31 protein-coding genes, 1 pseudogene and 1 riboswitch are annotated in these 24,903 nt (G+C 64.5%); of the genes and pseudogenes, 9 read left to right on the forward strand and 23 right to left on the reverse strand.

The window, feature by feature from the left end; genetic code table 11:
• Nucleotides 1-5: 5 nt before the first annotated feature.
• The 15 genes from GOOTI_RS05990 to GOOTI_RS24695 form a co-directional block, all read right to left on the reverse strand.
• Complete coding sequence (locus GOOTI_RS05990; protein WP_007237675.1) at nt 6-881, reverse strand: major capsid protein; 876 nt, start codon at nt 879-881, stop codon at nt 6-8.
• A gap of 13 nt (nt 882-894) precedes the next feature.
• Entirely contained in the window at nt 895-1,272 is a 378-nt protein-coding gene (locus GOOTI_RS05995; RefSeq protein ID WP_005174819.1) for a capsid cement protein, read from the reverse strand.
• A gap of 1 nt (nt 1,273) precedes the next feature.
• The gene (locus tag GOOTI_RS06000) at nt 1,274-1,825 is read right to left on the reverse strand and encodes a hypothetical protein (protein WP_007237676.1); all 552 of its coding nucleotides are present in this window, start codon (nt 1,823-1,825) and stop codon (nt 1,274-1,276) included.
• Nucleotides 1,826-1,827: 2 nt separating this feature from the next.
• Nucleotides 1,828-2,226, reverse strand: a complete 399-nt coding sequence (locus tag GOOTI_RS06005) for a helix-turn-helix domain-containing protein (protein WP_007237677.1) — start codon at nt 2,224-2,226, stop codon at nt 1,828-1,830.
• Nucleotides 2,216-2,491, reverse strand: coding sequence for a hypothetical protein (locus tag GOOTI_RS06010; protein WP_007237678.1), 276 nt, complete (start codon nt 2,489-2,491; stop codon nt 2,216-2,218). The genes GOOTI_RS06005 and GOOTI_RS06010 overlap by 11 nt, the downstream gene beginning before the upstream one ends.
• Entirely contained in the window at nt 2,488-2,667 is a 180-nt protein-coding gene (locus GOOTI_RS06015; RefSeq protein ID WP_005174827.1) for a hypothetical protein, read from the reverse strand. Before GOOTI_RS06015 ends, GOOTI_RS06010 begins: the two co-directional genes overlap by 4 nt.
• Nucleotides 2,664-2,963: a WhiB family transcriptional regulator gene (locus tag GOOTI_RS06020; RefSeq protein ID WP_007237679.1), complete on the reverse strand. Its 300-nt coding sequence runs from the start codon at nt 2,961-2,963 to the stop codon at nt 2,664-2,666. Before GOOTI_RS06020 ends, GOOTI_RS06015 begins: the two co-directional genes overlap by 4 nt.
• Nucleotides 2,960-3,370, reverse strand: coding sequence for a hypothetical protein (locus GOOTI_RS06025; protein ID WP_007237680.1), 411 nt, complete (start codon nt 3,368-3,370; stop codon nt 2,960-2,962). The genes GOOTI_RS06020 and GOOTI_RS06025 overlap by 4 nt, the downstream gene beginning before the upstream one ends.
• 202 nt (nt 3,371-3,572) lie before the next feature.
• Entirely contained in the window at nt 3,573-4,817 is a 1,245-nt protein-coding gene (locus GOOTI_RS06030) for a winged helix-turn-helix domain-containing protein (protein ID WP_007237681.1), read from the reverse strand.
• The gene (locus GOOTI_RS06035) at nt 4,814-5,098 is read right to left on the reverse strand and encodes a DUF2742 domain-containing protein (RefSeq protein ID WP_007237682.1); all 285 of its coding nucleotides are present in this window, start codon (nt 5,096-5,098) and stop codon (nt 4,814-4,816) included. The genes GOOTI_RS06030 and GOOTI_RS06035 overlap by 4 nt, the downstream gene beginning before the upstream one ends.
• On the reverse strand, nt 5,095-5,346 hold the full coding sequence (locus tag GOOTI_RS27035; protein ID WP_007237683.1) for a DUF6011 domain-containing protein: 252 nt from the start codon (nt 5,344-5,346) through the stop codon (nt 5,095-5,097). The genes GOOTI_RS06035 and GOOTI_RS27035 overlap by 4 nt, the downstream gene beginning before the upstream one ends.
• On the reverse strand, nt 5,343-5,558 hold the full coding sequence (locus GOOTI_RS27345; protein ID WP_007237684.1) for a hypothetical protein: 216 nt from the start codon (nt 5,556-5,558) through the stop codon (nt 5,343-5,345). The genes GOOTI_RS27035 and GOOTI_RS27345 overlap by 4 nt, the downstream gene beginning before the upstream one ends.
• On the reverse strand, nt 5,555-5,755 hold the full coding sequence (locus GOOTI_RS25020; RefSeq protein ID WP_007237685.1) for an excisionase family DNA-binding protein: 201 nt from the start codon (nt 5,753-5,755) through the stop codon (nt 5,555-5,557). The genes GOOTI_RS27345 and GOOTI_RS25020 overlap by 4 nt, the downstream gene beginning before the upstream one ends.
• Nucleotides 5,756-6,312: 557 nt before the next feature.
• Complete coding sequence (locus GOOTI_RS06055; protein ID WP_007237686.1) at nt 6,313-7,488, reverse strand: tyrosine-type recombinase/integrase; 1,176 nt, start codon at nt 7,486-7,488, stop codon at nt 6,313-6,315.
• Between the two features lie 278 nt (nt 7,489-7,766).
• On the reverse strand, nt 7,767-8,318 hold the full coding sequence (locus tag GOOTI_RS24695; RefSeq protein ID WP_051997874.1) for a hypothetical protein: 552 nt from the start codon (nt 8,316-8,318) through the stop codon (nt 7,767-7,769).
• A 182-nt stretch (nt 8,319-8,500) separates the two neighbouring features.
• Between GOOTI_RS24695 and GOOTI_RS06065 the strand changes: the two genes are divergently transcribed.
• The 3 genes from GOOTI_RS06065 (at nt 8,501) to GOOTI_RS06075 (ending at nt 9,759) form a co-directional block, all read left to right on the forward strand.
• On the forward strand, nt 8,501-8,773 hold the full coding sequence (locus tag GOOTI_RS06065) for a hypothetical protein (RefSeq protein WP_007237688.1): 273 nt from the start codon (nt 8,501-8,503) through the stop codon (nt 8,771-8,773).
• A gap of 125 nt (nt 8,774-8,898) precedes the next feature.
• Nucleotides 8,899-8,962, forward strand: a riboswitch (guanidine-III (ykkC-III) riboswitch).
• 15 nt (nt 8,963-8,977) lie between these two features.
• Nucleotides 8,978-9,292 (forward strand): DMT family transporter, encoded by a 315-nt coding sequence (locus GOOTI_RS06070; protein ID WP_007237689.1) that lies wholly within the window; start codon nt 8,978-8,980, stop codon nt 9,290-9,292.
• A gap of 41 nt (nt 9,293-9,333) precedes the next feature.
• The gene (locus tag GOOTI_RS06075) at nt 9,334-9,759 is read left to right on the forward strand and encodes a pyridoxamine 5'-phosphate oxidase family protein (RefSeq protein ID WP_007237690.1); all 426 of its coding nucleotides are present in this window, start codon (nt 9,334-9,336) and stop codon (nt 9,757-9,759) included.
• On the opposite strand, the gene GOOTI_RS06080 is transcribed toward GOOTI_RS06075, so the two are convergent.
• Together GOOTI_RS06080 and GOOTI_RS06085 are read right to left on the reverse strand one after the other, a co-directional pair.
• Nucleotides 9,739-10,485, reverse strand: coding sequence for a GntR family transcriptional regulator (locus tag GOOTI_RS06080; protein ID WP_083835857.1), 747 nt, complete (start codon nt 10,483-10,485; stop codon nt 9,739-9,741). The two genes, GOOTI_RS06075 and GOOTI_RS06080, sit on opposite strands and share 21 nt — an antisense overlap.
• Nucleotides 10,442-11,579, reverse strand: a pseudogene (locus GOOTI_RS06085) (acyl-CoA dehydrogenase family protein). The gene GOOTI_RS06080 and the pseudogene GOOTI_RS06085 overlap by 44 nt, the downstream one beginning before the upstream one ends.
• Before the next feature lie 114 nt (nt 11,580-11,693).
• On the opposite strand from GOOTI_RS06085, the gene GOOTI_RS06090 reads away from it, so the two are divergent.
• Nucleotides 11,694-12,461 carry an Rv1363c family protein gene (locus GOOTI_RS06090; protein ID WP_007237693.1) on the forward strand — a complete coding sequence of 256 codons (768 nt, stop codon included), beginning with the start codon at nt 11,694-11,696 and terminating at the stop codon, nt 12,459-12,461.
• A gap of 27 nt (nt 12,462-12,488) precedes the next feature.
• On the opposite strand, the gene GOOTI_RS06095 is transcribed toward GOOTI_RS06090, so the two are convergent.
• Nucleotides 12,489-13,673 carry a TetR/AcrR family transcriptional regulator gene (locus tag GOOTI_RS06095; RefSeq protein WP_007237694.1) on the reverse strand — a complete coding sequence of 395 codons (1,185 nt, stop codon included), beginning with the start codon at nt 13,671-13,673 and terminating at the stop codon, nt 12,489-12,491.
• A 188-nt stretch (nt 13,674-13,861) separates the two neighbouring features.
• Between GOOTI_RS06095 and GOOTI_RS06100 the strand changes: the two genes are divergently transcribed.
• From GOOTI_RS06100 to GOOTI_RS06120, 5 genes are all read left to right on the forward strand, one after another.
• Complete coding sequence (locus GOOTI_RS06100) at nt 13,862-14,695, forward strand: enoyl-CoA hydratase-related protein (protein WP_007237695.1); 834 nt, start codon at nt 13,862-13,864, stop codon at nt 14,693-14,695.
• A 25-nt stretch (nt 14,696-14,720) separates the two neighbouring features.
• Complete coding sequence (gene fadD5 / locus GOOTI_RS06105; RefSeq protein WP_007237696.1) at nt 14,721-16,322, forward strand: fatty-acid--CoA ligase FadD5; 1,602 nt, start codon at nt 14,721-14,723, stop codon at nt 16,320-16,322.
• 126 nt (nt 16,323-16,448) lie between these two features.
• Nucleotides 16,449-17,579, forward strand: a complete 1,131-nt coding sequence (locus GOOTI_RS06110) for an NDMA-dependent alcohol dehydrogenase (protein WP_007237697.1) — start codon at nt 16,449-16,451, stop codon at nt 17,577-17,579.
• A gap of 28 nt (nt 17,580-17,607) precedes the next feature.
• Nucleotides 17,608-18,423 carry a serine hydrolase domain-containing protein gene (locus tag GOOTI_RS06115; protein WP_007237698.1) on the forward strand — a complete coding sequence of 272 codons (816 nt, stop codon included), beginning with the start codon at nt 17,608-17,610 and terminating at the stop codon, nt 18,421-18,423.
• A gap of 175 nt (nt 18,424-18,598) precedes the next feature.
• Nucleotides 18,599-19,117, forward strand: coding sequence for a DUF3145 domain-containing protein (locus GOOTI_RS06120; RefSeq protein ID WP_007237699.1), 519 nt, complete (start codon nt 18,599-18,601; stop codon nt 19,115-19,117).
• Nucleotides 19,118-19,248: 131 nt separating this feature from the next.
• Here GOOTI_RS06120 and GOOTI_RS06125 read toward each other — a convergent pair whose 3' ends face one another.
• The 5 genes from GOOTI_RS06125 to GOOTI_RS06145 all read right to left on the reverse strand — a co-directional run bounded on the left by GOOTI_RS06125 (nt 19,249) and on the right by GOOTI_RS06145 (nt 24,864).
• Nucleotides 19,249-20,700: an acyl-CoA carboxylase subunit beta gene (locus GOOTI_RS06125; RefSeq protein ID WP_007237700.1), complete on the reverse strand. Its 1,452-nt coding sequence runs from the start codon at nt 20,698-20,700 to the stop codon at nt 19,249-19,251.
• Between the two features lie 107 nt (nt 20,701-20,807).
• Complete coding sequence (locus tag GOOTI_RS06130; RefSeq protein WP_007237701.1) at nt 20,808-22,079, reverse strand: KasA/KasB family beta-ketoacyl-ACP synthase; 1,272 nt, start codon at nt 22,077-22,079, stop codon at nt 20,808-20,810.
• Nucleotides 22,076-22,387, reverse strand: coding sequence for a meromycolate extension acyl carrier protein AcpM (acpM, locus tag GOOTI_RS06135; RefSeq protein WP_005180631.1), 312 nt, complete (start codon nt 22,385-22,387; stop codon nt 22,076-22,078). The genes GOOTI_RS06130 and acpM overlap by 4 nt, the downstream gene beginning before the upstream one ends.
• 134 nt (nt 22,388-22,521) lie before the next feature.
• Nucleotides 22,522-23,418: an ACP S-malonyltransferase gene (locus GOOTI_RS06140; RefSeq protein ID WP_007237702.1), complete on the reverse strand. Its 897-nt coding sequence runs from the start codon at nt 23,416-23,418 to the stop codon at nt 22,522-22,524.
• A 195-nt stretch (nt 23,419-23,613) separates the two neighbouring features.
• Nucleotides 23,614-24,864 (reverse strand): PucR family transcriptional regulator, encoded by a 1,251-nt coding sequence (locus GOOTI_RS06145; protein ID WP_007237703.1) that lies wholly within the window; start codon nt 24,862-24,864, stop codon nt 23,614-23,616.
• Between the last annotated feature and the right edge of the window lie 39 nt (nt 24,865-24,903).

Consider the following 24,903-nt stretch of genomic DNA (forward strand, 5'->3'; position numbering starts at 1 on the left):
CTCCTTTATCCGGCGAGGCCGGTGATCTTCTTGGCGGCGTAGGGGCGGTCGACGGCGAACGCGGGCACACAGTAGGCCTGCACCCACGTGGAGCGCGTCGAGCGGTCGTCCCACTTGTCGACGGTCAGTGGGGCTTCGAATCCGACCGTGCCCACGGAACCGGCCTGCACTGCCCACCCGGTTCCGGCAGCGACGCGCGGGTTGGCGAACAGCGTCACGCCTGCACTCTTGAGCATGGCGTCGAGTCCGTCACCGTAGGCGACGCGCAGGCTGTGCGCTTCGTTCGGGTGTACGACCAGCAGGTCGTGGGTGACGCCGAGTTCCTCGAGGTCTGCGGCCAACTGTGCGGCTGACAGGTCAGCGGTCGGTCGGGAGCCGGATGGGGTGAGTTGGGTTTCGGGTCCGACGAGCACGAGGTCTGACCAGTCGTGTCCGGTGACGGCTTCGATGGTGGCGTCGGCAATGGCGCCCATCGCGGCGACGTCGAGTTTCCGGGCAATCGTGTTCGACAGCTGCGTGGTCTGCTGGTCTAGGTAGCTGACATCGTTGCGGCTGATCTGTTCGTCGGTGATCTGGAACTTGCCGCCCCAGTCCTCGACGACGGCGAGCTTGGGTTCGGGGTCGACACCCTCAACCACCCGGTATTCGTTGCCGGGGGAACGCTTCTCGACGTCAGTGGAGTAGAAGTCGGACGCCTGCACCACCGAATAGAGCATGCCGCCCCCGGTGACAGGTGCGCCGAGGTTGGAGAAAAACTTCGGCAGCAACAGTTGTTCGTCGGCGAGCTTGGCGATCTGGTTGCGGATGAGGTTGGGCTGTTTGAGTGCGACATCGACGGTCAGTCGACGCCCGGTCAGTTCGGGGATCAAAGCGTTGGGCATGGGTCAGTTCCTCTCAGAGAAGCGCGATTTCGGCGTCGGAGTTGTTGGTGGCGGCGGTGACGGCGTAGCCGACGACCTTGCCGCTGGTGGCGGTGATGACGCGGCCCGCGGTGCCGACCTCGACGTCCGCGCCTGCGGCGATCGCTGCTCCTGCGGTGACTTTGACAACGCCGTCACGTGCGACACCGACGAGCTCTCCGTTGTTGGCGTCGTGCTTGGCGACACCGAATGTGCGGGCACCTGCGGCGGCGGGTGCCACTGCAAGGTTGCCGTCCGCGGTGCGGTTGCCTGAGATTGCGACGAATCGGCGTGCGGTGATGGCGGCGGTCGCCTGGGCGGTGACATCACCACCGGGCGCGTACACGCGCGGGTTGGGAATAGAGGTCGACATGTTAGAGCACCTTCCGTTGGTTGCGGCGACGTCGAGCCGCGGCGATGAGAATGGTTGTGCGGTAACCGGTGTCGGGCCATCCGGCACCAGTGGTTGTGAGGGCGACGCGTTTGCGGGCTGACGCGACCACCAGATCCTGTAGCGAATCAAGGGACGTGATGGCGGGTGCGGCTTCGCCGAGCAGCGCGAGGCCGGTCAAAGCCAGCGGCCACACCGTGCCAGCACCGTCCTGAAAGTCGTAGGCAGCTTCCACGGAACGGTCCGGGTAGTGCAGTGGTGCGGCGTCGGCCAACCATGCCGGCATCACGAGATCACCGACCAGAGCGTCGCCGTTGTTGGTTGTGCGTAGTTTGTCGACGAAGCCGAAACTGGGTGTGCCGTCGAATCGTTCGTCGGTGTGGCCGAGTTTGATCGGGGGTTTGCGTACGGCTCCCGCTGTGAATGCGTCGATCATGGCGGCGATGTCGGCGCGGGTCACTGTCCACGGTCCGGTGGAAGCTTCCCAGGTGCCTACCTTCACCAACTCGACGCCGGTGATGCGTTTTTCAGCCACGGTCACCCCTGTCGCTCGGCGCGGGCGACCACCGCTGCCGCTGGATATAGCCACCGCCCACCGGAACGTACAGCAGGGAGCCGACCGCGGCGCGCGAGGTCTCGGACGTTGCCGGGGGTGCATCCGAGGATGTTTGCGGCGCGTTCGGTGTCGACGAACTCATAGGCAGACAATGCGTCACGATCCGCCGAATCCTTTGCGCCACTGACGTACCCGCTAGTGGTAGAGCGTGTCGCGTCAGAACTCGCGCGAGAAAGGCGGCGTTCGAGGTCGACCAGCCGAGGCGACGGACGTGAACCTTGCTTGGCCTCGAGTAGTGCGGCGAGTAGTTTCATCGCGCGTGCGAGGTAGTCGGCGTCGGCGGCATCGAGCAGCACACCGGAGACCTTCTCAATCGTCATCAGACACCCCATAGAGCACCGCGAGCCGATCCTGTAGCTGTGTGGGTTCCTCACCGTTGCGAGGCAGGCGAGACAGCGCCCAGAAAAGGGTGATGTTGACATCAACGGCGCTCGCCTGCTCGGTGACCCACAGATCGGTGATCGCGGCGTTGAAACCGTGATTGTCGGCGCGGTATCCGTGCAGCACCGCGCCGATCACCGCACGCTCGATGCGCAGGCTACGGCGTACAGCCGTCACGTCCTGGTCGGGGAATTGGTCAGTCATGCTTGTCTCCTGAGTTCGTCGAGTGCAGCGGCCAGGACGGTCGCGAGTTCGTATGCTTCCTCTGTGGTCATCCCGTACCGGTCGGGTCCGATCGCAAGGCAGATCGGGCGGGAGTCGTCTGCTGGCGATGACGTGACGATGACTGTGGCGGGACCGGTCCGCCCGTAGCGCTTCACGCGACGCTCCGTGGTCGACCGGGAAGGCGTGGCACCTGGGCTGCGAGCACAGAGCCGTCAGTGCGCCGCTGTGCCGCCCAGTCCCGACAGCGATCGAGGGCCGGACAGCGGTGGCACAACGCTTCGGCGTTCGCGTGTCGGTACCGGGTGTCGGCGGCGTCCTCGTACGGGGCAGGAGGATCGAACAACTCCGGCGAGCCGACGCACGCGGCACCCGACAGGTCTGCGGTGCCGCGCAGTATCGCCTCGAGCAGATCAACCACGCCGCCCTCACGACGAGACACGTTGCGGCTCATATCGCCTCCAGCGGTCCGTATAGCTCGACACGCATAGTTGCCGCTGCGTCGTCGACATACACGCGGTAGTGGCCGCGGTCGGGTGTGCCGGGGTCACGCAACCTCCGATCGGTGAAGAGGAGTCGTTCGCCGCGTTGCTCGACGACGGCCGCGAACACATGCGAGATGTGAATGCCGCCGTCGACGACCTCGGTGGCTCGGATTGGTCTGCCATCGGAGTAGTGGGTGAACTCGAAGGTGGCTCGGTGCAGATTGGCGACCGTCTCGGCGAGCGCATCGGTCTCGAACTGGTGGTCGTCGCAGACGCCGTGATCGCTGAGGGTGTCAATCACCCACGAGAAACAATCTGTCGTCTCGAGCGCGGCGTAAATCAACACGTCGGTCTCGCGGTTTGGGGATTGGCTCATCAGTGTGTCTCCTTCGTTGGGAAGTGGAATGGTCGTCGAATGCGGGCGCGTTGCACGGAGCCTCGAGGCCAGGCGATGGGCACGCATGTCAGGTGCTGGCCGCGCTCGATGTCCTCGTCGAAACTCATCGGGAACCGGCAGGCGCCACAGAGGGGGAGCCTCCGAGAGTTGTCCCAAACATGTAGGTAGGGGCGGGTAGGAGTCACCTGGAATCACCGCTCTTTCCAGTAGTCCTACGCGCAGGTACTGACTTCTTTGGCACTACTAGGGCCTCGGGCGCGATGTCGTCGGCGAGGTAGTAGCGCCACACTGTGCGGATGTCTCCCTGCGGTTCCTCTTCGCACGTCAACACTCCGAGCATGTGCAGCGCCTGTAACTGTCGGTCGACGGTGTTGCGTGGCTTGTCGATACGCTTCCGTACCTCGGTCGTCGATGAGCCGGGATGCGCTGCGATGTCGTCGACTATCGCCAGGCGCAGCGGAGGCATCGAGTCGCGCGCGCACCGGATCGCCAGCCGCAAGGCATGCTGGCGGTCCATTCCGAGCGCGACCGCGCCGCGCATCACCTGTGCGAGTTGCTTGGCGAAGCGGGTGGGCATCTCGGGCGCGTGTGCGTCGATGACGTCGCCGCGGTAGTCGAACTCGACACCCGTGCGTGCGAGCGTCACCAGATCGGCAGCGGCGAGCACCTTGTCGGTCTCGTCCTCGGTGAGTGCGACGCCGACGAGATCTCGTCGCAGAAGCGCAGCCACAACATCAGCGAGGTCACCGCGCATCGCAGCCTCGTGGCCGGTGTTGCCGATAGCCTGCCTGCCGGCCTTCTGGCGACCAGAACGGGAATCCATGCGCACCAGCACGAACCGGTCACCCATCGACGCGATGGCCGCGTGCGCCTTGTCCCAGGCGGTCGTGACGGCTCCGACGACAACGATGCGGCCATGCCAGTCGAGCGTGCGGCCACCATCAGAACCGACGTTTCGCGACCAGTGGCCGTCGTAGACCTCGCGCAGCGCGGCGAGCACCTCGGCGCGAGCGTCCTTGTTCATCGAAAGAATGCTCGTGACGTCCTTGATGACCAGTACGCCGCGGTCACCGATCTTGCGCAGGAGTCCGCCCGTCGCGTCCTTGGCGCGGTCCTTCTGTGCGGTCGCCGATAACAGGGCACCTGGTGATGAGACTGTCGATGTGACGATTGCTCCGGCACCGGCGAGCGCCTGGGCTGTCTCGGTCTTGGCGTTGCCTGAACCGGAGATCAGTAGCAACCAGAGCGGGTCTCCGTCGAGTTGCTCGACAGCCGCAGCAGCGAGCACCGCGTCGAGCGCGTCGGTGTCGTAATCGTCACCGAGCCAGTCGGTGAACGCCGCGTGGACGTCAGCGAGAGTCGCTGTCTGACAGGGTAATCCGTTCTCGTCTAGTTCGGGCGCGTCGTAGAAATTGGGCACGCTCATGTGATCACCCGCTCAACGAAAGCGCCGGAACGAATTGCGGCGTCACGGTCACGGAGCCGCTTGGCGACGGCATTCCAGTCCGCAGCCTGCGAGATCGCCAGGGCCGCGTCTTTCATCGCATTCCGATTGTCCTCCAGTGCGTCGAGCTCTTGCTCAAGACAGCCACGGACACCCGCAGTCAGCAACGCACAGAACATCGCCCGGTCGACGCCCTCGGGCAGTTCGACGTCGATGAGCTTGTATCGAAGATTGTTTGCGCGCTCATAAGTCAGTGACGTCATGCGTCACCGTCCTTGCTCCGGCACACCGGGCCACGATGCAACGCAACGGATTTCGGAGCTACGAGCCACGACCCGCACGACGTGCACTGCACGGCAGGCCGATAGCCGAGTTCGACGACGACAGACACGGCAGCAACTTCGGAGCGTTCCTCGGTGGTGAGAGGTTCGCTATACTCGAGGAAGTCGCGCACCCACTCGACTGCTTGAGATTCCCCGGCTCGCCCGCCGGGGTTTTTCTTTGCAATCATTCGACATCGCCGCCGATTGCGTCGTGGTCGACGTCGACGAGACCGAGGTCCGCGTGATCGGCCTGGGGTCGCTCGTAGTCGCACTCGACCTCATACATGTGATGGGCGGCGCGGATGGAATTGACCAGACGCTCAGCTGAATTCGATCCGGCAGGGGCAACGAGAGTGCGTTGCGCTGCTTGCCACTCGGCATCTTCGCGATAGTCGCTCATGCTGCACCGCCAAACGGCCGCATAGCTCCGTCGATCTCATTCAGGTCGACGCGAACTAGGCGCTTTCCGTTGCGGTATCCCGTAATTCGGCCATCGGCGATCATCTGCCGGATGGTGCGATCGGTAACGCCGAGGTATTCCGCCGCCTCTGTCAGCTTTGCATAGCGACGTTGGCCACGTGGAGAGTGATTTGACATTTGCGCTCCGGGCAGGTTGAAGTGCCCGAACTCGCATTCGGTCGTGAAGGCTGACTTCCGAAGATGTCGCGAAAGCCACTATAACACCGTGAGCTTCCGTCTAGGGAACTATCGCCCTTTTGGGTTCATCAGTTGGCGCCTCAGTTTAAGGGCGTGTCTGAGGGCATCGAGTGTGATGTGAACGCTTTTGTCGTTGCTCGTCATCACAAGCGTTGCTACGGCCTCTCGAAAACCCCTGCCGCATGGGTTCGGCTGGTTTTCGCTCTCCGACCATTGGCAAAGCATGGCGAATACCTCCAGGAGAGAGTGTTCGTCCGCAGAGACGGAGTTTCGACACCTGCATGCTGTTTCAAGATGCACACGCGTCGGTTCGCCGTGCGCTGCCGTTGACCAGAGATCAGAATTGCCGAGTAGGAGCCTCTGTCGAGTAGTGGAGTTCCGCGTTGGTACCCATTGCGCTTGACTCTCAACCCACCTGAATCGCTGCACCACATCGAAGTCTTTCTTGCGGCCATGGTCACAGCGGATCACGATGTCCCTTCGGCTGCGGTCCATGTTCACCCCTCCGTATCCACTAGATTGGACAATGCCTCCGCGATTCTGCGGTCGCGTCCTTTCGCGGCGTGCTGGTAGCGCATTGCTGCCGCTACCGTCGAATGCCCAAGGCGTGCCTGTAGTTCCGCCAGGGTGGCACCGGTTGCAGCCGCGAGGACGGCACCGGTGTGCCTCAAGTCGTGGAACCGAAGGTCGCTGCGCTTCGCAGCGTCGCGTGCTGGATAGAAGTAGCTGTAAAGCGTTGTGGGAGTGAGATACCCGCCTTCCGGAGCAGGAAAGAGCAGTGCATCCTGCTTCGGCCCAGTGTGCTCGTTGAGGTGGGTCTCGACTGCTCCAAGCACATGCGGGGGAACGTGGACGGTTCGGGTACCAGCTTCGGACTTCGCCGAGTCTTGGGCAACGTAGGCGCTCTTCTCGGCATCCCAAACGGCGCCGCGGGTCACCGACACCGCGCCGGCCATAAGGCGTCGTTCACCCGTGTCCTCGTCCGCCTCGTACTCGAGCGTGACGTCGCGGCGTCTAATTTCGATGAGTTCACCGAAGCGCAGCGCGCACCAGGCGGCCAACAACGTCATGAGCTGGTAGCGCGCAGGCATCGCGTTGACGATGGTCTGGAGCTCGTCGATGGTGGCCGGGACCGTGCGCGATCGACGTCGTGACGATCCCGCGCCTTCGACGCGACAAGGATTCGCTGTGATCAGTTCGGCGTTGTAGGCGCTCGTCATGATGGTGCGCAGGAGTGAGTAGGCGTGTGCGCGCATGGTCGGGGCGTCTGGGAGTAGTTGGTCGTGCCACTTGCGGACGTCGGCAGGCGTTATCTCGTCGAGGCGCTTGGCCTTGAACGTTGGCAGCACATGGAGGTCGAGCAGGCTGCGGTAGTGGTCGCGGGTGCGGATCTTCAAAGGGCGGCCACGCACTAGGCGCGTACGTAGCCAGTCGTCGGCGTAAGGCTCGAACATCGGTGACTCTGCCTGGTCTGCGGTGGCGGGGTTCCAGAGCCCGCGATCGATCTCTCGGCGACGGTCGGTGAGCCAAGCTTCGGCGTCGACCTTCGCGGCGAACGTGTGCGGAGCGGTGTGCTTGGCACCATCGGGGCCGGTGTAGTGGGCTTGATGGCGACCACTGGGAAGCTTGCGAATTGCCCCGAACTCGCGTCGCTGTCGTCTCGGCTTCGCCATCCCGCCCCTTGTTCTCGTGCAACAATCGTGCAATAAGAACTTACATCACGTTCCGCTTGCCTCCGCAGTTTTCCACATGTACTGTCAGCCATGACCGCAGGTAAAGACCTAATTCCTGAGGTCACCCCTACAAAAGCATCACACCGGGCAAACTGGTTCGAGTCCAGTTGGGGGAGCAGAGAAGTAGCAGTTCAGAGGCGGTTTCCGAGGTAATCGGGACCGCCTCTGCTGCTGTCGGGAGCGCCACGGCGTGCACGGTCCAGACGATCAGTGCTCTCTCAGCACGTGTACTGGTCCGGAAACCGGACGCACAGCGGTGGCAGGGGCTGGTTGGGACCGTAACCATCAGCGGAGTTGGGATCGTAGGTCGGTTGCACCGACCTCCACTGCCCGTTCTCACACGTTGTGTAATTGCCTCCGCCGTTATTGATCGCGGCTCCATCGGTGCACTGAGCTGTCGGCGTCGGTGACTGTGTCTGGTCGTCGGCCCAAGGATGTCGCGGAGCCTGCCCGTTGTCGACGGTCCACTCGTAGTTGTCGCACATGATCGCGGTGCCGTTGGCGTCGGCGGTGCGACGGCCTATATCGGCTCCGATGCACGCATCACCGATCGCCGGTCCTGCTGCCTGTTGCGGAGCATCAGGGGTTGTCTGCGGCACCTCGACCGTTGTGGTGGTAACGGATCGCGAGGCGCCCAGCGCGCTGCTCGACGCAGCCGAAGAGGACGCAGACGAAGAGTACGCGGGCCCGGTCGAATCGGCGCCGGCACAACCGGTCAGCCAGAGAAGCGCCGACGTGACTCCGGCGACGAGGAGAGCGGGTCGTCTCATGTCTGGGTCCTCTGACTCGCCGGTGGGGTTCGGCAAAGGGGAGAATTCTACGAATCTGTGGCGAATACTCTCACATCTCTCGTCCATCAGAAGGATATTTCGGGCATTGCCGGGAAGTGCGACGAAACATCTGTGACATACCCGCGGATTCGCGGGCCTTCTGGACGAAAGACCCTTTCTGGATGGTCAAGCAACTCCTAACGTCGTGTATGGAGGCGTCTCATCCGAAGAAGACACGTCAGGAGGTCGACACCATGTCGTCGCATTCACCACTTTTCTATGTTCTGCCCGGACTGGCGATCGCGATGGGCCTTATCTTCGCTGCGGCGGGGATCGGCGACATCGCGAACTACGGTGGCGGAGTTGCGGCCTGGCTCTACACGATCGTCGGCCTGGTGGTCGTTCTCGTCGGCGCCGGAGTGATCGGTGTGAGTCGCGGAAGTTCATCGGAGTAAGACAGTTCATCTGGGTAATACAGTTCATCTGGTAACGCTCCGTCTTCGGCGAGCGGAAACGGGCCGTACCCCAACCGTGCGGCCGCGTACGCCGACATCTGGGAATACAAGATTTGCTACAATCTTTGGTGTCAATGGTGACATCCGGACGAGGCGCGCCGTACCCGGCCAGCGACAAGACGGCGCTCGGAGGTTTGACGTCTCGTGTCGTGGATCGTACTGATCATTTCCGGGGTTCTCGAAGCGGTGTGGGCAACTGCGCTCGGTAAATCCCATGGCTTCACACAGGTCGTTCCGACCATCATTTTCGCGGTGGCGTTATTCGGTTCGATGGCTGGTCTCGCATTTGCATTGCGCGAGTTGCCGACCGGTACCGCATATGCGATATGGGTCGGCATCGGCGCCGCACTGACTGTCACTTATGCGATGGTGACCGGCACGGAATCGGCGTCGTTGCTCAAGATCGGACTGATCTTCCTCATTGTCGCGTCGGTCGTCGGTTTGAAACTCGCGCACTGAGTCGCCGACATGCGTCGGGAGTCGCAACTACTCTCGCGATCATGGCGATGAACAGTGAACAACGGCAGGCATTCCTCGCGCAGCCGCATATCGGCGCGCTTTCGGTCGAGGCAGGCCCGGACCGGGCGCCACTCGTGGTGCCGATCTGGTATCAGTACGAGCCCGGCGGCGATCTGTGGTTTCTGACCGGTGCGGAGTCGCGCAAGATCACGCTGCTTCGCGAGGCCGGACGCTGCACGATGATGGCGGAAGTTGTCTCGCCGACAATCGCCTACGCCGCGGTGTCGGGGCCTGTCATCGACTATGTCGACGGCACGAAGGACGATCTCGTCGAGATGGCGACACGATATCTGCCCGCCGAGAAAGTGGCGGGCTACGTCGAATTCGCCACGTCCGATCACGGCGCGCAGACAAAAGTCGTCGTGCGACCGCAACAGTGGGTCGCCTCAGACCTGGGTTCGGTCTGAGGCGGGAGCGGTCCAGATACCGCTCCACTCGAGGTGGTGCGTCAAGCGCGCTGCGCCGTCGGTGAATTGGCGACGCGTTTGCGTCACGGCCTCATCGACGTCGCCGCGTCGGTAGGCGTCGACCAGCCGCTCATGGCTGTCGACGGCGGTGTTGCCCCACTCGGGGTCGGTCGCGTAGAGCCGCGCCGGTGTGTACCGCGTGGCCGCGAGAAGAAACCACGCCAACTTGGTGCCGCCGGCGATGACGTTGTGGGCGCGGTGGAATTCGAACTCGGCCTCCATCACCCGCTGCTCGTCGCCCGCCTCGACGGCTGCGCGGAGTTGTCGGATCCACCATTGGAGTTCGTCGAGGTCGGCGGGTGTCACCGCTGCCGCGGTGCGAAGCGCGAGTCGGACCGCGATCTCGCCCTGCAACCAGAACAGATCGTCGACGTCGACTCGATCGAGTGGACCCACGCGGTACCCGCGGTGCGGCTCGAGGTCGACCATGCCCTCGCCGCGGAGAGTCAACAGCGCTTCTCGTACCGGGGTGACGCTCACACCCAACTCGGCTGCGACGTCGTCGAGTCTGACGAAGTCGCCGGGTCGGATGTCGGCGGTCATGATGCGGTGCCGAATGTGGGCGGCCACTTCTTCGGACAGTTGAGGGCGCCGCGGGATCCGACGCGACGCCCTCGACCCGTCAGAGCCCGAAGGTCTTGCCGATGTTGTCGCGCTGGATCTCATTCGTGCCACCGTAGACCGTCGAGATGATCGCGCCGCGCATCAAGCGCTCGGCGTCGAATTCGGTTGCGTAACCGTAGCCTCCCATCATCTGCATTGCGTCGATGGTCATGCGTTTCGAGGTCTCGGTGGCCTTGAGCTTCGCCATCGACGCTTCGCGGGGGAGGAGCTTGGTGGGGTTGTCGTCGGCGAGTTGGGCCACCGAGTAGACGAGTTGTCTGGTGCACTCGATCTCCGTGGCGAGATCGGCCATGCGATGCCGCAGTGCCTGGAACGAGCCGATGGGACGCCCGAACTGCTTGCGCTCGGTGATGAAAGCCAGCGTGTCGCCGAACGACCGCTCTGCCACGCCCAGTTGCATGGCAGCGAGGATCAGACGCTCGGTGTTGAGTCCGGCCATCAGTTGATTCCAACCATTGCCGACCTCGCCGACGACCGCGGAGTCGGGTACTCGACAGTCCGTGAAGTACAGGTCGTTGACCTCGCGGCCGCCGAGCGTGTCGATACCTTTGATGACCAAACCCGGTGTGTCGGCGGGGATGTGGAACTGCGTGATGCCCTCGTGCTTCTTGCCGGTGTTCGAGGTGCGGGCGATCAGCAGGATCGACCGCGCGAAGTGCGCATTGGAACACCAGGTCTTCTGACCGTTGATGATCCATCCGCCGTCGACCTTTTCCGCACGGCAGGTGAGATTCGCGACGTCGGAGCCCGCCTCGGGGTTCCGACATCGAGATCGAGAGTGCATCTCCGTTGACGACGCCGGTGAGGACCTCCTTCTTGAGTTGATCGTCGGCGAAGCGGTTGTAGGCCAGTGCCGTGATGAAGGTGGGTCCGATGCCGCCGATGGGTGCCATGCCGCGCATCGCCTCTTCGAGCAGGATGCACATCTCGACGTTGCCCGCGCCGGACCCGCCGTAGGTCTCCGGCAGCATGATGCCAGTCCAACCCAGGTCGGCCATCTTCTGATAGAGCTCGCGGGAGTGGAGCTCTCGTCCGCTTCTGGTGTAGCGATTGCGCTGCTCACGGGTACCGAGTTCGCGCTGGCAGAAATCGGCGACCGACGTCGCGAATGCCTGTTGTTCCTCTGTGAACTTCACTGGTGTCCTCTCGCTGGGGAACGGGCTGGGATGTGACCATCCTTACACAAGGTCATATATTTGATATTTCGACCGGTGGTCTGGGCCACACCACCGGTGGCTACATTGGTTGCCATGCCCAAATCGCGTGTCCCCTCTGACGACGTGCAGGCCGAGCAGACGCGCCCCGCAGACGAAGTGATCGAGTCGCCGGCGGGCCATCACCAGTCGCGTTCACGGTCCGACGCCGACGTCACGCCACTCGACGGTGAGGAGTTCCTTGCTGCCAATCGCGGCAGGCGCGAGAAACTGCGTGCCGAGGCGGCCGACCGCGTGCCCCGCAGACTCGACAAGACGAACGACGCCGGCGCGACGGGACGAGCGCGGAGGCTTGTCCGTGGACGGACACTGGTCGGGATCCTGGGGTTGTTGGTGATTGCTCTCGCGATCTCGACCGGGGTGCTGGCCTACCTGTACGTGCGGGCCCACGATCGGGCGGCGAACGCCGGGCCGTCGGACGCCGACCGCGCCACGGTGCTCGACACCGCGCGCCGCTACGCCGTCGAACTGACCACCTACGACCCGTCGAATTACGCCGACCTTGATCGGCGGATCACCGAGATCTCCACACCCGAATTCGGTAAGACCTACATCGCGTCATCGCAGGATGCGCGCAAGGGGAACTCCAACGCCAAGGGCGTGTCGACAGCGAAGGCGCAGCGCGCAGGTATCGAATCGATGAGCGCCGAGCGTGCGGTGGTTCTGGTGGCGTTGGACCAGACGGTCAAGTCGTCAGAGATCGCGGCGCAGGTGCCCGACGGTATCCCGTACCAGTCGCGTGTCGAGATCACCCTCGCCAAGCGCAACGGCACGTGGTTGCTCGACGACCTCGCAACCGTGTGAGCGGTCCTGCGACGAACCGCGCGGGAGTCACGTCCGCTGCGGGCCGATGAGAATTGCGCAGCACAGATCGATGACCTGCTCGGCCGACGGCGACCGCGGGAGTCGCAGCAGGTCGGAGGTGACACCGAGCGCCGCGTGAACCAGAAAACGCGCCTGCGCACGGCTGATGGCATCACCGCGATCACGTGTGACCCACGCGGCCCATTCGTCGACGTTGGCGCGTTGTTGTCGACGCAGTGCGCTGCGTTCCGATGGCGGGAGGTGTCCGATCTCGCTCAGATACAACGACTGAAGTGCGTTGTCGCGCAGAAATAGTCGCACGTACCTGTCGACGAGCTCCGCGAGCGCGGCTCGACTGGTTGTCGCTGCCGCCAGTGCTTCGGAGTTTGCCGCGCTGACGCGGTCGGATGCGCGCCAGAAGGCTGCCGACAAGATCGCGGACTTGCCGTCGAAGTGCCGGTAGACACCGGATGCGGGGATCCCGGCAGCGGCGGCGATCTCGTCGATGGTGACCTCGCCGAAGCCCTTGGCGGCGAACAACGAGATCGATTCGGCAAGCACGAGTTCACGCTTGGATGCCGGTGCGAGGCCCGATGGTGCGCTGCTGACCGGTAGGCCGGCGACGGTCGTCGGAGGAACGTCGGCCAGCGAGAGCGCGGTTGCCACGAGCAGTCGGCGGATCTCGCGGTCGGGCAGCGTTGTGCGATGTGTCGTCGGACTCGCGACGACGCTGATCATCGCGGCTGCCACGACGTCTGCGTGTGGTCGGGGAGTGTCGGGCCGCAGCGCGAGAAGTGCCGCACGGATGCGTCGGTGCTGGTCGACCAGAACCGATCTCACGGTCGCGGCGTCGTCGCCACGTAGGAAACGCTGGTCCCACCGGTAGAGGCCGCCGGTTCTGCGGTGATCGATGGCGGACTGTGCGAGGGCAGTCAGTGCCGACTCGAGGTCATCGTCGGCTGCGTCGAGTGCGTCGGTGAGTGCTTCGGCGAGGAGCGCGGTGGTTTCGGCGAACAGTGCATATTTCGTCGGGAAGTGGCGGTAGAGCGCGGGAGTGGAGATTCCGACGAGCTCGGCGATCTCCTCGAGGCGCACGGCGTGGTAGCCGCGATCGCTGAACTCCGTCGCCGCGGTCCGCAGTATCAATGCCCGACGGTCGGCGGGTCGTCGACGCGGCGGTGCGACGTCGTCACTCGCGGGCTGACTGCTCATCGGCCCAGAGTAGAGCGACCGCGTATTCGCCAGAGAGCAAATGGTGAAACCGTCTAAAACCGCTGGCTGTGACTGTGTGAGAGAACTGTAAGTTAATTGCGATTCCTGTGGTGCACATCTCATGTGCAGGTATGGTTGCGGCATGGATCACTCGACAGCCCGACGCTGTGCCACTGAGGGAGCGGCCCATGTCTGATACCCCGGCGGCTTTGGTCGCGGCGCCTGATCTCACGACGGGCACCGGCATCGTGACCGAGGTCGATGATCGCGGCATCGCCCGCGTCACCATCGATCGCGCGGAACGGATGAACGCGCTCAACGGCACGGCGGCTGCTGCCCTCGTCGATTTCCTGACCACCCGATGCGCGGCAGCGGACGTCCGGGCGGTGATCATCGACGGCGCGGGTGGGAACTTCAGCACCGGCGCCGACATCCGCGACATCGCTGCCGACTCGGCCAAGAACGGAGGGATCGACGAGAGCAGTGCCGCGTCGGTGATCGGCGGCGGGTCGACGCTGGCCCGCGCGGTGCGCTCCGTGGCGGTTCCGGTGGTCGCCTCGGTCGACGGCGCCGCCGTCGGAATCGGGGCGTCGTTGGCCTTCGCGTCCGATCTCATCATCGCCACCAGGCGTTCGTACTTCCTTCTGGCGTTCACCAACATCGGTCTCATGCCAGACGGTGGTGCCACGCAGACGGTGGCGGCCGCTGTCGGTCGCGCACGCGCCAACAGACTTGTCCTGCTCGGGGAAAGGCTGCCCGCGACAGAAGCTTTCGATGCCGGGTTGATCAGTGGACTCGTCGACGACAGGACCGCTCTCGACGCGGAGATCGCCGCCGTCTCCGCGCGCTTCGCGCAGAGCTCGAGCCAGGCGTTGCGACTGGCCAAGACCGCACTCGACGCCAACACCCTGGCGGGGTTCGAGGCGACACTCGAACGCGAGACCGACGGGCAGACCCTACTGCTGCAATCCGACGAATTCCAGGCGGCCATCGCCGCGTTCACCACCACACGCCGTCACTGACGTCGAGAAACCGAGGAGAGTATCCATGACCGCGACCGTCGACTCCGGGCAAGATCTCAGCACCGAACCACTGCGGTCTCGCCGCAACCATTGGAACAACCAGGTCCGGCGGCACGCACTGATGCAGCCCGACGCCCCAGCACTGAAATTCATGGGCGAGACGACGACGTGGAAGCAGCTCGACGAGCGAACCCGCGCGTTCGCCGCGGCGCTGAGTCGTCGGGGAGTGGGTTTCGGCGACAGAGTGCTGATGGTGCTGCTCAACAGAACCGAGTACGTCGAAGCCATCCTCGGCGCCAACATCATCGGCGCGATCCCCGTGCCGGTGAACGTCAGGATGAGTCCGGCCGAGGTGGCCTACCTGGTGACCGACAGCGGTGCTCGCACGATCGTGACGGAGACGATGCTGGCGCCACTCGCCGACGCGGTCATCGCCGCAACCGGAGACGTCGACCACGTGATCGTCGTCGGCGGCTCGGACAACGAGTCACATCTCGACTACGCCGACCTCGTCGCCGAGGACGCGGCGGACCTGCCCGAGATCGACATCCCCGAAGAGACCGTGGCGCTGATCATGTACACCTCGGGCACCACGGGAAAACCCAAGGGCGCCATGCTCACCCACACGAACATGCAGTCGCAGGCGCTCACCTGTCTGCAGGCGCTGCGCACGAACCGTGCCGACATCGGCGCCGGTGTCGCGCCGCTGTTCCACATCGCGGGTATCGGTGCCATGGCGCCGCTGTTCTACATGGGTGCGACGTCGGTCATCCATCCGCTCGGGGCGTTCGACCCCGATGCGATGCTCGACATGTGTGAGCGGGAGGGCATCACGTCGATCTTCCTCGTGCCCGCGCAGTGGCAGGCGGTCTGCGCCGCGCAACAGGCGAAACCGCGCGACGTGAAGTTCCGCGTCATCAGTTGGGGCGCGGCACCCGCATCGGACACTGTGCTGAGGGCGATGAACGAGACGTTTCCGGATGCGTTGAACGTCGCAGTGTTCGGACAAACCGAGATGTCGCCGATCACGTGTGTGCTCGACGGCGTTGACGCGCTGCGCAAACTCGGGTCGATCGGCAGGGTGGTGCCCGCGGTCACCGCGCGCGTCGTCGATCCGATGATGAACGACGTGCCCGACGGGGAGGTCGGCGAGATCGTGTACCGCGGATCGAACATGATGCTCGGGTACTGGCAGAACCCACAGGGCACCGAGGACGCCTTCCGCGGGGGCTGGTTCCACTCCGGTGACCTCGTTCGACGCGACGATGAGGGTTTCCTCTACGTGGTCGACCGGGCCAAGGACATGATCATCTCCGGTGGAGAGAACGTGTACTGCGCCGAGGTCGAGAACGTGCTCTACGGCCACCCCAGGATCGCCGAGGCCGCGGTGATCGGCAGAGCGGACCCGAAGTGGGGCGAGGTCCCGGTCGCGGTGGTGGTGACCGTCGACGGAGCCGACCTGACTCTCGACGAACTCGGACCGTATCTCGACGAGAACCTCGCGAGGTTCAAGCAGCCGAAGGACATCGTGCTCGTCGACGAATTGCCCCGAAACGCGGGTGGCAAGGTCGTCAAACCCCGCCTACGCGACACCTACGGAAGCAAAGACACGGGACTGGCGGACTGATCGTCGAACAAAAGTAGAACACGTTTCATTTTTGACGAAAAGTGACTATCGTCTCAGGAGGGCGCTCGGATGGCCTCATCGCGGAGGCGCAAACCCGGCGTGTACGACGACAAGCGGAGGACATGAATGAAGACCAAGGGTGCGCTGCTGCGGGAACTCAACCAGCCGTGGGAGATCGAGGAGATCGAGATCGGCGATCCCAAAGCGCACGAGATCAAGATCCGGATGGAAGCAGCCGGGATGTGTCACTCCGACCATCACCTCATGACCGGTGGCATCCCGATGGCGGGCTTCCCGATCCTCGGCGGTCACGAGGGTGCGGGCGTCATCGAGGAGCTCGGCGAGGGCGTGACCGACTTCGAGGTCGGCGACCACGTGGTCCTCTCGTTCATCCCGTCGTGCGGCAAGTGTCCGTCGTGTCGATCGGGTCTGGCGAACCTGTGCGACTTCGGCGCCATGCTCCTGCAGGGAGAAGCAGTCTCCGACAACACGTTCCGTATCCACACGGCGAAGGGTGAGAACGTCTATCCGATGACGCTCCTCGGTACGTTCGCTCCGTACATGGTGGTGCACGAGGCGTCGGTGGTGAAGATCGACAAGGACGTTCCGTTCGAGGTGGCGGCGCTGGTCGGGTGCGGTATCCCCACCGGCTACGGATCGGCCACCCGCAGCGGCGACGTGCGCCCGGGCGAGGACGTGGCAATCGTCGGTGTCGGCGGTGTCGGAACCGCGGCACTGCAGGGTGCGGTGATAGCGGGCGCGCGAAACGTCTTCGCGATCGATCCGGTCGAGTGGAAGCGCGAACAGGCGCTGAAGTTCGGTGCGACCGCCGCCTTCGCGTCGATCGAGGAGGCCGCGGGCGCGATCGCCGAGACCACGCACGGTGCCATGTGCCAGAAGGTCATCGTCACCGTCGGTGAGGTACACGGCAAGGACGTCGACAGCTGGATGGGTATCACCGCCAAAGCGGGTACGTGTGTGCTGACCGGCATGGGCAACATGCTCGAGACGGACGTGACGCTCAACCTGTCGATGCTCACCCTGCTGCAGAAGAACCTGCAGGGCACCATCTTCGGTGGCGCGAACCCGAAACTCGACATCCCGCAACTTCTTTCGATGTACAAGATCGGCAAGCTCAACATCGACGACATGATCACCCGGCAGTACCGACTCGACCAGATCAACCAGGGCTACCAGGACATGCTCGACGGCAAGAACATTCGCGGCGTCATCCGCTACACCGACGAGGACCACTGAACTCGACGCAACGGTAACGTGGGATGTCGTGAGTGTTCTCGACGCCCTCGACTCCTGGCCGGTCGACAATGTCGCCGCCGCGATCATCACCACGGACGGAGTGGTCGCACACGGCGACACCGCTCAGGTCTTCGAACTCGCCTCGGTCACCAAGCTTCTGGTGGCCGAGGCGATTCTCGTTGCCGTCGAGGAGGGGGCCGTCGAACTCGACGACGCCGCGGGCCCTCCCGGTGCGACCATCGCGCATCTCCTCGCCCATGCGTCAGGGCTCGCGTTCGACAAGCGTGAGGTCGAGGCCCCGGTGGGGGATAAGCGCATCTACTCCAGCGCCGGGTTCGAGGTGCTCGCCGAGGTCGTCGAAACGGCAACGGACATCCCCTTCGCCGACTACCTGGCCGAGGCGGTCTGTGCGCCGCTCGGACTCTCGTCGACGACGCTCGACGGACCCGCTGGGCACGGTGCGCGATCGAGCGTCGACGACCTCGCCGTTTTTGCGGCAGATCTCTTACAACCGCGCCTGCTCTCGGCGGAACTCGCCGAGAGCGCGCACTCGGTGTGGTTTCCGGGGATCGACGGTTTCGTACCCGGATACGGCAAGCACAGGCCGAACGATTGGGGACTGGGCTTCGAGATCCGCGCGCACAAGTCGCCGCACTGGACCGGAACACGCAACTCGCCGTCGACCTTCGGTCACTTCGGCCAGTCGGGTACTTACTTGTGGGTCGATCCGGAACTGGCTGCCGCGTGCGTCGTACTGACCGACCGGCCATTCGGTGCCTGGGCGAAACCGCTGTGGACGGAGTTCAACGACACGATCGTCGACACTCTCGTCGCCGACGAGTGAGACGTCCGCCGATGCGCCGACGGCCAAAGTTGTGAATCAGTAATTCACATCAATCATCTCCGGAAACTAGCGCAACACGTACAACATCAGGCACAATAAACAACACGAGTGTGATATCCGCTGTCGTGAGGTGTGTTGGGGAAGACGTTCCTCGTCGACAACGGAGGTGAACAAGGTGCGCAATCTGAACCAGTTTGCGGACATGACGACCGGAGTGGTGTACATCCACTCAGCGCAGGCTGCGCTGTGCCCGCACGTGGAGTGGGCTCTGTCGTCAACCCTGAATGCGCGGGCCAACTTGAAGTGGTCCGCGCAAGAAGCCGACCCCGGCATGCAACGGGCGACCGTTGACTGGACGGGCCCGGTCGGCACTGCTGCGCGCCTGGCGAACGCCCTCCGCGAGTGGTCGTCGCTGCGCTTCGAGGTGACCGAGAATCCCAGTGAGGGCGTCGACGGAGAACGCTTCAGTTATGTACCCGGTCTGGGCTTGTGGCGGGGATCGACGAGCGCCAACGGTGATGTGATCATCGGCGAGATGCAACTGCGCTCACTCATCGAGGCCCAGCCGGACAGCGCGGGACTCGCGGGTGAGCTCGAAGCCGCGCTCGGTACCGCCTGGGACGACGCACTCGAGGCCTACCGCATGGGCGGTGCGGGGGCAGAAGTGACCTGGCTGACGCAACGCGTCGGTTGACTCCACACGGCGGTTGGTGAGCAACCTCCGATCACCAACCCCGACACCGGATTCGGCCCCGGCAGATCACTGCCGGGGCCGAATCGTGTTCGAGGGGTGCGCCGCCCGTCGGCGCGACGGACGAGCCGAGACTAGAGCGGGATGTTCTTGTGGCGTCCGCGCCGAGCAGGTGCCGTCGCGAGGGCCTGTGTGATGATGCTCCTCGTCTTGGCGGGGTCGATGACCTCGTCGACCACACCGATCGACTGGGCGCGGTCGAGTCCGCCCGCGATCTGTTCGTGCTCGACGGCGAGCCTGTCGTGGAGTGCGTCGCGTTCGTCTTCGGGAGCGGCTGCGAGAGCCTTCTTGTGGAGGATGCCGACGGCGGCCTTGGCGCCCATGACCGCGACCTCGGAACCCGGCCACGCGAAGACGGCGGTAGCGCCGAGTGAGCGCGAGTTCATCGCGATGTAGGCGCCGCCGTAGATCTTGCGTGTCACCAGGGTCACGCGGGGGACCGAGCATTCGGCGAACGCGTGCAACAGTTTTGCGCCGCGTCGAACCACGCCGTTCCATTCCTGACCGACGCCCGGAAGGTAGCCGGGAACGTCGGTGATGACGACGAGCGGGATGCCGAAGGCGTCGCAGAGACGTACGAATCGAGCGGCCTTCTCGGCACTCTCGGAGTTCAGGCAGCCGCCCATGCGCAGCGGGTTGTTCGCGACGACGCCGACGCTGCGTCCGGAGAGTCTGCCGAAGCCGACGACGATGTTGGGAGCCCACTTGGCTTGCAGCTCTTCGAAACTCGAGATCTCTGTATCGCCGTCGGCAGCACGCTGGGTGTCGAGGAGTGCGTGGACGATGGGGTGGACGTCGTAGGCGCGTCGCGGTGATTCTGGTAGCAGGGCCTGTAGGTCGGAATCGCCCGCCTCTGCCAGGTCACGATCGAAGAGTCCTTGCTTGCCGAACGTCGAGACGAGTCGTCGTGCGCGCCAGTACGCATCGGACTCGGAGTCGGCGGTGATGTGACTGACGCCCGACTTCTTGCCGTGGGTGTGTGGGCCCCCGAGTGACTCCATGTCGACGGATTCGCCGGTCACGCTGCGGACGACGTCCGGGCCGGTCACGAAAACGCGACCCTCCGGCGCCATGATCACCACGTCGGTGAGCGCGGGTCCGTAGGCGGCCCCGCCCGCCGCGAACCCGACGACGACCGAGATCTGCGGAACATAACCCGACGCTCGGACCATGGCCTCGAACACGCCGCCGACAGCGTGCAGTGCCTCCACGCCCTCGGCGAGGCGAGCCCCACCCGAGTGCCAGATACCCACGACGGGAGCCTGTTCGGCGATCGCGGTGTCGATGGCGTTGACGATGTGCGCGCACCCGACGATCCCCATCGCTCCGCCCATGACCGTGCCGTCGGTGCAGTAGGAGACCGTACGGACCCCGTGAACGAGGCCGATGGCGGCCTGGACGCCGGACGTGTCTCGCGGATGGAGCAGCGTGAGAGTGCCCTCGTCGAAGAAGTTGGTCAGGCGCAGCATCGGATCGCGTGGATCGACGGAGTCCTGGTGGCCGGTGATCGGGGCCAGTGTGGTCATCGATGTCTCCTACTGCCGCGGTGCCGGGAAGACCGGCCGCGACGTCGACGACGGGAATGCCGGCTGGGACATGGTCGTCGTCGACGTCGCGGTCGTCGGAGTGGTGATCAGTAACGCCCGATGGCGAGCGCCACGTTGTGGCCACCGAATCCGAACGAGTTGTTCAGGGCGTAGTCGATCTGCCCATAACGTGCCTCGCCGTGCACGACGTCGATGTCGCCGCACTCGGGATCGAGGTTCTCCAGGTTCAGCGTCGGCGGGATCACGCCCTCTTCCACGCTCTTGATGGTCAGCACCGACTCCAGCGCACCAACCGCACCGATCGAGTGACCGAGCGCGGACTTCGGCGCATAGATGGCGGCGTGATTGCCGACCGCCGCAGCGATCCCCGCAGCTTCGGCGGTGTCGCCGATGGGGGTCGAGGTGGCGTGAGCGTTGATGTGGGTGATGTCGGAGGGTTGCAGCCCCGCCGTCTGGATTGCACGGGCCATGGCTCGAGCGTTGCCCTGACCGCTCGGGTCGGGTGCGACCAGATGGAATCCGTCGGACGTGATACCCGAGCCCAGGATGCGTGCGTGGATGTGCACCCCGCGTGCCCTGGCGTGGTCTTCACGCTCGACGATCAGCATCGCCGCGGCTTCGCCGAAGACGAAGCCGTCACGATCTTTGTCGAACGGGCGCGACGCTGCTGCGGGGTCGTCGTTGCGGGTGCTCATCGCGCGCATCATCGAGAAAGCCGCGATCGGGATCGCATCGATGTGGCCTTCGACGCCGCCGGTGACCACCATGTCGGCATCGCCGAGCACGATGTGCCGCCACGCGTGGGCAATCGCCTCGGCCCCCGACGAGCACGCCGAGACCGGGGTGATGACACCGGCGCGGGCGCCGACGTTGAGACCGACAACTGCAGCGGGACCGTTCGGCATCGCCATCGAGACGGCCAGCGGGGAGACCTTGCGGTAGTTGCCCGACTGCTCGATCGCCTTGACGGCGTCGACCATGGCGTCGCCGCCACCCTGGCCGGTGCCGATGACGACGGCCAGGCGGTCGGGATCGACCTCGGGCTCGCCTGCCTGCGCCCAGAGCCGCTTGCTCATCACGTGAGCGATCCGCTCGACGTAGGCCATGCGGCGGGCCTTGACACGGGTCACCTCTTCTGCGGGGTCCTTGACCATGCGGCCACCGACGCGGCAGGGGAGCTCACCGTACTTCGTGACGAAATCGTCCGTGAGTTGCCGAATGCCCGTCTCGCCTGCGAGGAGACCTTTCCAGGTCGAATCGAGGTCCTCACCGAGGGAGGTCGACGCAACCATCGACGTGACCACCACGCTGGGGAAGTTGCCCCCCAGCGTGGAGTAGTCGCGGAGCGATGAGGTCACGAGCCGGCTTTCTGATCCGCCTCGACCTGGGCCTGGATCGCTGCGGCAGCTTCGGGGTTCTCGGACTCCAGCTTCTGGATGTACGAGACGGCGTCACCCACGGTGCGCAGTCCGGCGAGATCCTCGTCGGGGATCTTCACGCCGTACTTGTCCTCGGTCTGCACGGCGATCTCGACCATCGACAGCGAGTCGATGTCGAGGTCGTCGACGAACGACTTCTCCATGGTCACCTCGGACGGCTCGATGCCGGTGACCTCTTCGATGATCTCGGCGATGCCGGCGATGAGTTGTTCCTGGGTGGCAGCCACTGTGTGGTTCCCTTCGTTGTACTGGTGAATGTGAATGACTCCGGAACACCGCGAGCGTCGGCCCGCAGGTGTTTGGACCACCGGTCAATCCGGTTTCCGGGGGTCGCGGGGTGAGCGCGACCGCTATCCAAGCTCTAGATCTTGTCGAGGTCGGCGGGCACCTTGAGCGCGACGGACGGAACGCCCTTGAGTTCGCGCTTGGCGATGCCGACCAGAGTCCCCGCCGGGGTCAGCTCGACGATGCTGTCGGTGCCCGCTTCCCGGAGGTACGCCGAGCACAGATCCCACCGCACCGGTGAGGTCACCTGCTCGACCAGTTTGCGCAGTGCTTCAGCGCCTGTGGTGACCGGCTGTCCGTCCGAATTCGACAGCAGGGTACGGGTGGGATCACCCGGAGTGATGGACTCGGCAGCCTTGGCGACGGCGTCGCGGGCAGGCGCCATGAATCGCGTGTGGAACGCGCCGGCCACGGCGAGCTTGCGCGTCCGCGCCTTCTCCGGAGGGTTCGCGATGAGTTCGTCGATCGCCGCGACGTCGCCCGCGGCGACGATCTGGCCCACGGCGTTGCGGTTCGCAGGCACCAGGTCTAGCTCGTCGAGACGAGCGAGCACCTCCTGCTCGTCGCCGCCGAGAACCGCTGCCATCGTGGTCGGTTGGAGCGAGCACGCCTTGGCCATCTCCGCGCCGCGGACCGCGGCCAGCGTGACCGCCTCGTCGAACGTGATGACGCCGGTGATGGCCGCTGCGGCGAGTTCGCCGACCGAGTGGCCTGCGACCACGGCGTCGGCGGACAACTCGCGGCTCTTGGCGTACTCGTTGTACGCGAGGAGCGCGCTCGCCACGACCAGCGGCTGGGTCACGGAGGTGTCGGTGATCTCGTCCGCAGTGGCCGTCGTGCCCAGGCGCTCGAGGTCGAGTCCTGCCAGTTTGGACCAGATGGCCAGCTGGTCACGCGCGCCGGGAAGCTCCAGCCAAGGAGTCAGCATGCCGGGTGTCTGTGAGCCCTGTCCGGGCGCTAGCAAGGAAAGCACGTGACCAGAGAACACCTTTTGCGGCGGAAGTGTGGGTGTCGAGGCCGATGAACCTTCACGGCAGATTTTGTAGGGTTCCCACAATGGTGACCTGAGTGGCTATCCCATCGTCACCACTCTGAGATTCGTTACACAAATGTGCCCATATGGCATCTGCCTGCGAAAACGGTACGGCAGTCCTGTTAACAGTGTTTCTCATGTGGCTCGTGACGACGTTTCGTTCTTGAAGTGTGTCAAACGACCTACTGTCGCTGCTATGCGAAGTACATAGCCATCTCGGGAGTGTGTTGGATCACGTCCGGTCAGTTCGGCGATCTTCTTGAGTCGATAGCGAACAGTATTTGGATGAATGAACAGTTCGCGTGCGCACGCTTCAACCGACCCGCCCGCATCGAGATAGGTCTCGAGTGTGGTGGCCAAAGTAGGGCCGCCCTTGGCAAGCGGTCGGACGAGCGTGTCGATGAGCGCAGTGATCGCCGAGTGGTCGCCGTTGAGCGCCCGTTCCGGCAGCAACTCGACGCTGTGCACCGGACGGGGAGCGTTCGGCCAACCGTCCACCGCCGCCATCGCCGCCATGGCCTCGGTGGCGCTCGCGTGGGCGGCAGTGAGATTGGGCATCGTGGGGCCGATCACCACGGGAGCGTCGGCGAAATGGCCGAGGAGTGCCAACCCGAAGTCGTCGCTCGTGACGATCGGACCGCTGACGATCGCAACCAGCATCGATCCCTGCACCACCGAGAGTGCTGCACGGTCGTACTGCTTCGCGGTGTTGTGGATCGCGAGGGGCACCGACACGTTCTGTTCGGGCGGTGGTGCCCCGATGATGACTGTCGCGGGTGCATCCGAATCCCAGTTGAGCGCCGCCGCGCGCGACATCAGCTGAGGTCCGCTGTCACCGCGGACGACAGCGTCGACGACGAGCGCTTCGAGCCGCGAATCCCAGGCACCTCGGGATTCGGCGGCCGACGCGTAGATGGACGCGGCAGCGAAGCCGATCTCACGCCCGTAGCGCAGCACCGATTCGGTCAGCGCGCGCAGCTGCGCATCGTTGCGGGCGAGCAACGGTAGCCACTTCTCGAAGAACTCCATCGCCACGCGGACCATCTCGACTGTCTGCAGCAGCGAGATACGTCGGGCGAGATCCTGCGGGACCACCTGGAACGCCTGCACCGTGAATTTGACGTTGCCTTCCGGGTCCTGAATCCACTCCACGAAGTTCACGACTGCGGTTTGAACGACCAACTGCACACTCGCGCGCTGCGCGGCGTCGAGATCGGAGAAGTACGGCAATTGGTCGGCCATGGAGTGCACGGCCTCGGTGGCCAGTCGTCCGCTGTACTGCTTGACGCGACGCAGCAGCGTGTCGGGTAGGGCGTCGTGGACAGTTGCCGGCGCGGGCACATGAGCACCCCGCGCGCCGAACACATCGGCGGGCGGGGGCGTCATGCTGGGCTCGGACACATTCTCAATGTAGTCACCGCCCGC

It is taken from the genome of Gordonia otitidis NBRC 100426, from assembly GCF_000248075.1.
Classification (GTDB): domain Bacteria; phylum Actinomycetota; class Actinomycetes; order Mycobacteriales; family Mycobacteriaceae; genus Gordonia; species Gordonia otitidis.